This window comes from Mesorhizobium sp. M0571 (assembly GCF_040320985.1).
Taxonomy (GTDB): Bacteria; Pseudomonadota; Alphaproteobacteria; order Rhizobiales; family Rhizobiaceae; genus Mesorhizobium.
On the sequence record NZ_JAMYQT010000039.1, the window covers coordinates 41961 to 48074 of the forward strand.

A 6114-nucleotide genomic window follows, 5' to 3' on the forward strand; every position below is an offset into this window, starting at 1 on the left:
CGATCGCTCGATCAATCCGCCGAAAGAAATTTCCTCGCCGCATAAAGCGCCACCGCCGCGGCGTTCGACACGTTGAGCGAGTGGATGGCGCCGGGCATGTCGAGCCGGGCGAGTGTCGTCACCGTCTCGCGCGTCTTCTGGCGCAGGCCCTTGCCCTCGGCGCCGAGTACCAGAGCGATCTTGTCGCCGGCAAAGCTGTTTTCGAGTTCCGCCGGTCCATCCGAATCCAGCCCGATGGTCTGAAAGCCGGCCTCGTGCAGCTGGCCGAGCGCATCGGCGAGGTTCTTCACCTCGATCTGATCGATATGCTCCAGCGCGCCGGAGGCCGATTTCGCCAGCACACCGGACTCATGCGGGCTGTGGCGCGCTGTGGTGATCAGCGCGCCGGCGCCGAAAGCCACGGCCGAGCGCAGGATCGCGCCGACATTGTGCGGATCGGTGATCTGATCGAGCACCAGCACCAGCCTGGTGTCGCCGAGCGCATCGAGCCGCTTGGGTTTCAGCGGCTCGGCCTCGATCAGCACGCCCTGATGCACGGCATCCGAGCCGGTGACCTTGTCGATGTCCTTCGGCTCGACCAGCTCCGCCTTGAAGGGCAAAGCGGCAAGATCGGCGATTGCCAGGCGCTCGGCAGCGTTGCGCGTCACCAGCATTTTTTTGATCTTGCGGCGCGGATTGTCGAGCGCCGCCCGCACCGTGTGCAGCCCGTAGAGCCGCACCAGCCCATCCGCGGCGGTCTCGCCGGGCGGCAGCGGCTGGCGTGGCCTGAACGCCGGCGCGCCGCCGCTCTTCTCGTCGCGATGCGCACGGCGCAGCTTGGCGTAGTGGGTGTCTTTCGGGGTCTTCGGTTTGTTGTCGTTGCTCATGGCCGGTTCTATAGCCGTGTCGTCCGGCCATGGATACAGCCGTACAAGCTGCTTGTCAGGCGAGGTGTGAAATTCAGCGCTTTTTGCCGGGATGTTGCGGTTGACAGTTTTGGGCGCTGCCGCCATAAGGCGCTTCGCGGAAGGGCTGCTCAGGCAGCCGCAACGCGTCGATGCCTCGTTGCATGGCTCCGGCGGCAGACTGGAGAGGTGCCCGAGTGGTTAAAGGGGACGGACTGTAAATCCGTTGGCTATGCCTACGTTGGTTCAAATCCAACCCTCTCCACCACTGCCGGCCCGGAAGCCCTGAAACGCAGAGCGAGCGTCGGAGCGGATCCGATGCTTAACTGAAAGGCGCGGGTATAGCTCAGTGGTAGAGCAGCAGCCTTCCAAGCTGAATATGCGGGTTCGATTCCCGCTACCCGCTCCAGATTTCCAAGAGATCAAATGATTCCAAGAGATCAAGTGGAGCGCCGTGCGTTCCGAGAACGTGCAGCGCTCCGACTGCCTTAGCTGTTGAACAGCGACGCGACCTGGTGCTGCGGCGGCACTTGCCCGTTCGGCGTCAGCCTGTCGACGATGCCGGGCAAAGCCGCCGACAATTGCTTGAGCAGCTCCTGCTGATCGAGGCCGGTCCTTTGCGCGATCTCCTGGATGACCTGCGGCCCGATCGCATTGCCCAGATCGCCGGGGTTGATCGGCTGGTTCTGCCCGGTGCCGACCCACGAATTGGCGACGTTGCTGTGGCCTGCATCTTTCAATCTGTCGAGCAGGCCGCCCAGTCCGCCGAGCAGGCCGCCATCGGCGGATGCGGTTGTATCGGGCGGGACAGGCGCAGGGATTTGTGCCTGCTCAGGCTGGTCGGCGCTTCTGCCGCTCAGCAATTTTCCGACAAGAAGCGCGCCGAGCGCGATCATCAGCGGCTTGGTAACGTTGCCGCCGGGAACGGCATTGTCAAACAGTCCCATTGTGGATCTCCATGTCAAATTGCCCGTCCGTCCTCGACAATGACGCATCCATGGCGAATTTCAAGCCGGTTTGAGCTTTCCGTAATCATGAATTTCAAGTTGGCTTGAGCTTTGCTTAATGATGTGGAAGTAATCGGGGCGCGGGGAACGGAGAGGAAAAATGTCAATATTAAGCTGGATTATTCTCGGCGTCATAGCCGGCTTCATAGGCAGCAAGATCGTCAATAAAACTGGTCAGGGCCTGGTGCTCGATATCGTGCTCGGAATCGTCGGCGCCATTGTCGGCGGACTGATCTTCAGTGCGTTTGGCGCGTCAGGTGTTACCGGCCTCAACATCTATAGCCTGCTTGTCGCTGTGCTGGGATCGGTGATCGTTCTGTGGGCCTATCACCAGTTCACCGGCAACCGGACTCTTTAGAAACCGACAGATCGGCAGTTGCGTCGGCATTCACCCGAATGCCGACCGCCTATCTGATCCTCTTGAGGATTTCGCGGACCAGCGTGTTGAGGCCGGCTTCCAGCCCCCTCACCATGATCGGCCACAATTCCTCAAGCAAACGCTGCCATATGGCATCGCGTCCAATCCTCACTGGCAGATTTGGCATCGAGCCCATTGCCGCCGTCACGTCCTGGCGCAGCCGGTCGCCGCAGGCGCTTGCGCCGCTGATCGCCGGATCGAAGGGCAGCCGGGTGAAATCCCATTTTCCGCGTTGCTCGATGCGCAGTTTGCTTTCGACCTCGGCATGCGAGAGCACCGTTTTGGGCGTGACCTTGATGCGGTAATATTTGCAGAGTTCGGCGACGACCGCAGTCATCGCGTCCCACTGCGTCCTCGTCATCGGATAGCGGCCGGCATCGAACGGCCTTTCCTCCGCCCCGGCCATGCAGCAGAGCGAAACCCCGATCGAGCCGCGGTTGCAGTTGAGCGTGTGAGCGGCATATCCCGGTTTTACCCGACCCGAATTGAGCCCGATCGAAGGCCGACCCCTGACCAGATGGCCATTCCCCTCGACGAGAATGTGATACGCATCCTTGTCGGTATCACCGGCCGAATGCGAGCCCGCCGTCCAATGGCAAATGACGCGCCTCATCGCAACATTGGGCAACCAGTCGGGCGGCAATGCCACAGAAATCCCCGCGACACAGTTCAGTGATGGAGCACAGTATAGGTTCTTTGGCGGCGGACGCGAAAACGAAACGATAATTTGGTTGAGCGTTTCTAACGGTCAGCTATTCGCTGGCATCTCCGGCGACCACGTGTTCTTGATATTGCGGCAGATCGTCGGTGATGGTGAACCACTTCGCCTTCGAGCCGACAAAGATGTGCTGCGTCGGGCGGATAGTCGGCTCATCGACGAGGGTTCCCATGGCGACATGCACGAAGGCACCGTCGCGGACCACCGAATAGAGCAACGAGCCGCAGGTCCTGCAATGCGCGTCATGGCCGGTTTCGTCGCCGAAGCTCGTGAGATTGTCCTCGCCCCTGGTCAGGCTCAGCCTGTCGCGCTCGATGCCGGCGAACGGCTTGAACGCCGAACCGGTGGTGCGCCGGCAGTTCGAGCAGTGGCAGTTCGCGGCATAGATGAACGCGTCCGCCACCGCATACTGAACGGCGCCGCACAAGCATTTTCCGGCGAGCGTGCGGTTGGTTGCATTTTGGTTGTTTTCGTTGTCCGGGCTTGCCATGCGCTTCTCCGATTGTCCCTGCGCCGTTTTCCGCTCTAGGCGACGACGGTCAACCGGCGCTTGCGCTCGTCGAGCGAGACGATGGTCAACCCGCTGGCCACCACCAGCAGGATGCCACAGATGGCCAGCGCATTCGGGAGCTGCCTGAATACAACCAGCCCTGAAATCACCGCCCAGACGGTGAAGCAATAGTAGAACGGCGCCACCACGCTGGTCGGCCCGACGCGATAGGCCATGAAGATGAAAAAGTGGCCGAAGATCAGGAACAGTCCGGCCCCCGCCATCAGCAGCAGGTGACGGGTTTCAGGCACCACCCAATGCTCGGAAACCAAATGCGCAACGCCGGCGCCGGTCAGCACCACAACCACCGCGGAAATGGCGACGACCATCCCCGGCACGTCGGCGGCGACCTTGCGTCCCGCCAGATCGCGCGCGGCGGACAGAGCGGCGTTGCCTAGCGCCAGCAGGGCGTAGACCGAAATCCCTTGCATCGTCGGTTGTGCTACCATCACCGCGCCGATGAAACCGAGGCCGATCAGCGCCAAACGCAGCCCGCCGATCCGTTCGCCAAACAGGATCGAGGAGCCGACCAGCATCAGCAAGGGCGTGATCTGCCCGAGCGCGGTCGAATCGGCGATCTGCATGTTGGCAAGCGCCACCACGTAGCAAAGGATAGCACCCAGTTCGAGCAGGTTCCTGCGCAACACCTTCGCGTCGAGGATCAGGGGGATCTGCTTGCCATAGCCCAGCATGAACAGCAGCGGAATGCCCCACAATGTTGCGGCAGCCCCGCGCAGGAACAGCACCTCGTAGGGCGGCAGTCCCGCGGTTGCGAGTTTCATCATCGTGTCGTTCACGATGTAGGACCCGGTCGAAACGACCATGAACAGCGGGCCTCGGATGGCAGTCGGGATGAAATGCATCGGCCCACGAAATCAGACCGGCCCCACAGCGGCAATGGGCCAGCGGCAAGCGAACGGATTTCCAACGGCAAGCGAACGGATTTATGACTTCAATTCACGCTGAGCGCTCCAGCTGCGAAGCCAAGGGTGTCGGGCGAGGAAAAGCCTGCCATGCGCGGCCGACCACCAGGCCCAACACAAGCAGCGCCGAGAGAAAGGCGGTGGCCAGGTGTTCCGAGGGGCCCGAGACGAGCAGAATGCCGGCAGCGATCACGACAGCGCTTTCTTTCGCCGAAAATCCTGATTTTCCCAGAAACGCCAGCGGGATGGCGAGCGCCACGAAATCATAGATGAAGGCGTAGGGCGAAGCGAGAATCGTCGCCGTCGCGAGCGCTGCTGCCTTGACGTCGAACGCCGCCTTTTGACGCCATATCCAAATGATGCCGGCGCTCAGAACTGCGATGAGCAAGCCCTGCGCGGTCCATGCGAGCGTCCAACTCCACCCAAGCGCACGGACAAAACCGTAGAGGCTTTGAAGCTTGGAAAAGTCAGCCCTGCCATCGACGAGAATGGTGCTGTTGACCTTGGCGGCGGTGTCGAGGAAATCGGACCAAATCTCGGTGCCGAAGAGGGCGATGGAAAGCACGATCATGACGGTGGTGGAAACAGCGGCCCAACCGATGACTCGCCAAAAGCCTCCAGCGATAAGGGCAAGTGGGATCATCAGACCGAATTGCGGCTTGTAGGTGAGCAGGCCGAAGCAGAGGCCGGCGAGCGCGGGGCGTTTTTCGATCGAGGCGATGGCTGCGCCAAGCAAGGCAGCGGTGATGAAGCCGTTTTGGCCGACCGCGGTATTCCAAAGCACGGGGGGCCAGGCCATGGCTGCCAGAATCGCAACGCGCGTGCCCCCGATCAGCCGTATGGCGGCGGTGTAGAGCGTTATCCCGATCGACATCCATGAAACCAATGCAGCGGGATAGGATAGCAACGCCAATGCGGCGGTCACGATCAGGAAAGTCGGAGGATACTGCCATGAAAAATAGCCGTCGAAGGTAGCACCGCTTTCGGCGGTCGAGATGCTTTTGTGCAGGTCCCAATTATAGGCATCGGCGGCATGGCCTTGCAGGACAAGCTTGCCAGCCCCCCAGAATGCGATGAAGTCGGTCGCCAGGGGCTGCCCGTTTTCGTCGAACAGCCAGTTGCCGATCAATATCGAAATGCCAAGCACGCAGATGTAAGTGCAGATCAAGCCGCATATGGCCAGATAGATCAGACGGTGCAGGTTTTGTCCTGTCGTGATGGTGGCAGTCCGCATGACGCTCATTTACCCGCAAGTGCCCAGGCGCCATTTTGCCCCAGTGTCATTAAGAGAGTGTCATTAAAGATTTGTGGTGCGACTGGCCTTGGGTCGTGCCCGTCTTACATTTCCGTCCTGCCATTCCCATATCCCCGCCACATCCCCGAAATCGGATCATGGGTTCGAATCGAGTAAGCCGCGCTCAGCCACAAGGCACTTGTGTTTTTCGGCCTTAGTCGGTAATCGCCCCGCATTCGACTGAACTGAAGGTCCAGGCCGTCCAAGGAAAGAGACTATGGCAAAAGGTAAATTCGAGCGCACTAAGCCTCATGTGAACATTGGCACGATTGGTCACGTTGACCATGGCAAGACGTCGCTGACGGCGGCGATCACCAAGT

Annotated in this window: 8 protein-coding genes and 2 tRNA genes; 4 read left to right on the forward strand and 6 right to left on the reverse strand. The window is 60.7% G+C overall.

Features of this window, described 5'->3' with window-relative positions; genetic code table 11:
* Positions 1-11: 11 nt before the first annotated feature.
* Positions 12-866: a TrmH family RNA methyltransferase gene (locus NKI85_RS29315; RefSeq protein ID WP_352779653.1), complete on the reverse strand. Its 855-nt coding sequence runs from the start codon at positions 864-866 to the stop codon at positions 12-14.
* Between the two features lie 201 nt (positions 867-1067).
* Between NKI85_RS29315 and NKI85_RS29320 the strand changes: the two genes are divergently transcribed.
* Positions 1068-1152: transfer RNA gene (locus NKI85_RS29320), tRNA-Tyr, on the forward strand.
* A 67-nt stretch (positions 1153-1219) separates the two neighbouring features.
* A tRNA-Gly gene (locus tag NKI85_RS29325) sits at positions 1220-1293 on the forward strand.
* Positions 1294-1372: 79 nt separating this feature from the next.
* On the opposite strand, the gene NKI85_RS29330 is transcribed toward NKI85_RS29325, so the two are convergent.
* Positions 1373-1831: a YidB family protein gene (locus NKI85_RS29330; protein WP_352526433.1), complete on the reverse strand. Its 459-nt coding sequence runs from the start codon at positions 1829-1831 to the stop codon at positions 1373-1375.
* Between the two features lie 160 nt (positions 1832-1991).
* Here NKI85_RS29330 and NKI85_RS29335 point away from each other — a divergent pair, with 160 nt between their 5' ends.
* Positions 1992-2249 carry a GlsB/YeaQ/YmgE family stress response membrane protein gene (locus NKI85_RS29335; protein ID WP_352526431.1) on the forward strand — a complete coding sequence of 86 codons (258 nt, stop codon included), beginning with the start codon at positions 1992-1994 and terminating at the stop codon, positions 2247-2249.
* Between the two features lie 49 nt (positions 2250-2298).
* Here the strand turns inward: NKI85_RS29335 and NKI85_RS29340 are convergent, their stop codons facing one another.
* The 4 genes from NKI85_RS29340 to NKI85_RS29355 form a co-directional block, all read right to left on the reverse strand.
* Positions 2299-2958 carry a peptidoglycan recognition protein family protein gene (locus NKI85_RS29340; RefSeq protein WP_352526429.1) on the reverse strand — a complete coding sequence of 220 codons (660 nt, stop codon included), beginning with the start codon at positions 2956-2958 and terminating at the stop codon, positions 2299-2301.
* Positions 2959-3061: 103 nt separating this feature from the next.
* Positions 3062-3517, reverse strand: a complete 456-nt coding sequence (locus tag NKI85_RS29345) for a GFA family protein (RefSeq protein WP_352526427.1) — start codon at positions 3515-3517, stop codon at positions 3062-3064.
* 35 nt (positions 3518-3552) lie between these two features.
* Entirely contained in the window at positions 3553-4440 is an 888-nt protein-coding gene (locus NKI85_RS29350; protein WP_352779656.1) for a DMT family transporter, read from the reverse strand.
* Positions 4441-4534: 94 nt separating this feature from the next.
* The gene (locus NKI85_RS29355; RefSeq protein WP_352526423.1) at positions 4535-5734 is read right to left on the reverse strand and encodes a glycosyltransferase family 87 protein; all 1200 of its coding nucleotides are present in this window, start codon (positions 5732-5734) and stop codon (positions 4535-4537) included.
* 277 nt (positions 5735-6011) lie between these two features.
* On the opposite strand from NKI85_RS29355, the gene NKI85_RS29360 reads away from it, so the two are divergent.
* Positions 6012-6114, forward strand: a 103-nt coding sequence (locus tag NKI85_RS29360) for a GTP-binding protein (RefSeq protein WP_245464554.1), incomplete at its 3' end; no start/stop codon positions are given.

Coding starts and splice junctions, on each gene's coding strand:
- NKI85_RS29315 (WP_352779653.1), bottom strand. CDS start 866: ATGAGCAACGACAACAAACCGAAGACCCCGAAAGACACCCACTACGCC.
- NKI85_RS29330 (WP_352526433.1), bottom strand. CDS start 1,831: ATGGGACTGTTTGACAATGCCGTTCCCGGCGGCAACGTTACCAAGCCG.
- NKI85_RS29335 (WP_352526431.1), top strand. CDS start 1,992: ATGTCAATATTAAGCTGGATTATTCTCGGCGTCATAGCCGGCTTCATA.
- NKI85_RS29345 (WP_352526427.1), bottom strand. CDS start 3,517: ATGGCAAGCCCGGACAACGAAAACAACCAAAATGCAACCAACCGCACG.
- NKI85_RS29350 (WP_352779656.1), bottom strand. CDS start 4,440: ATGCATTTCATCCCGACTGCCATCCGAGGCCCGCTGTTCATGGTCGTT.
- NKI85_RS29355 (WP_352526423.1), bottom strand. CDS start 5,734: ATGCGGACTGCCACCATCACGACAGGACAAAACCTGCACCGTCTGATC.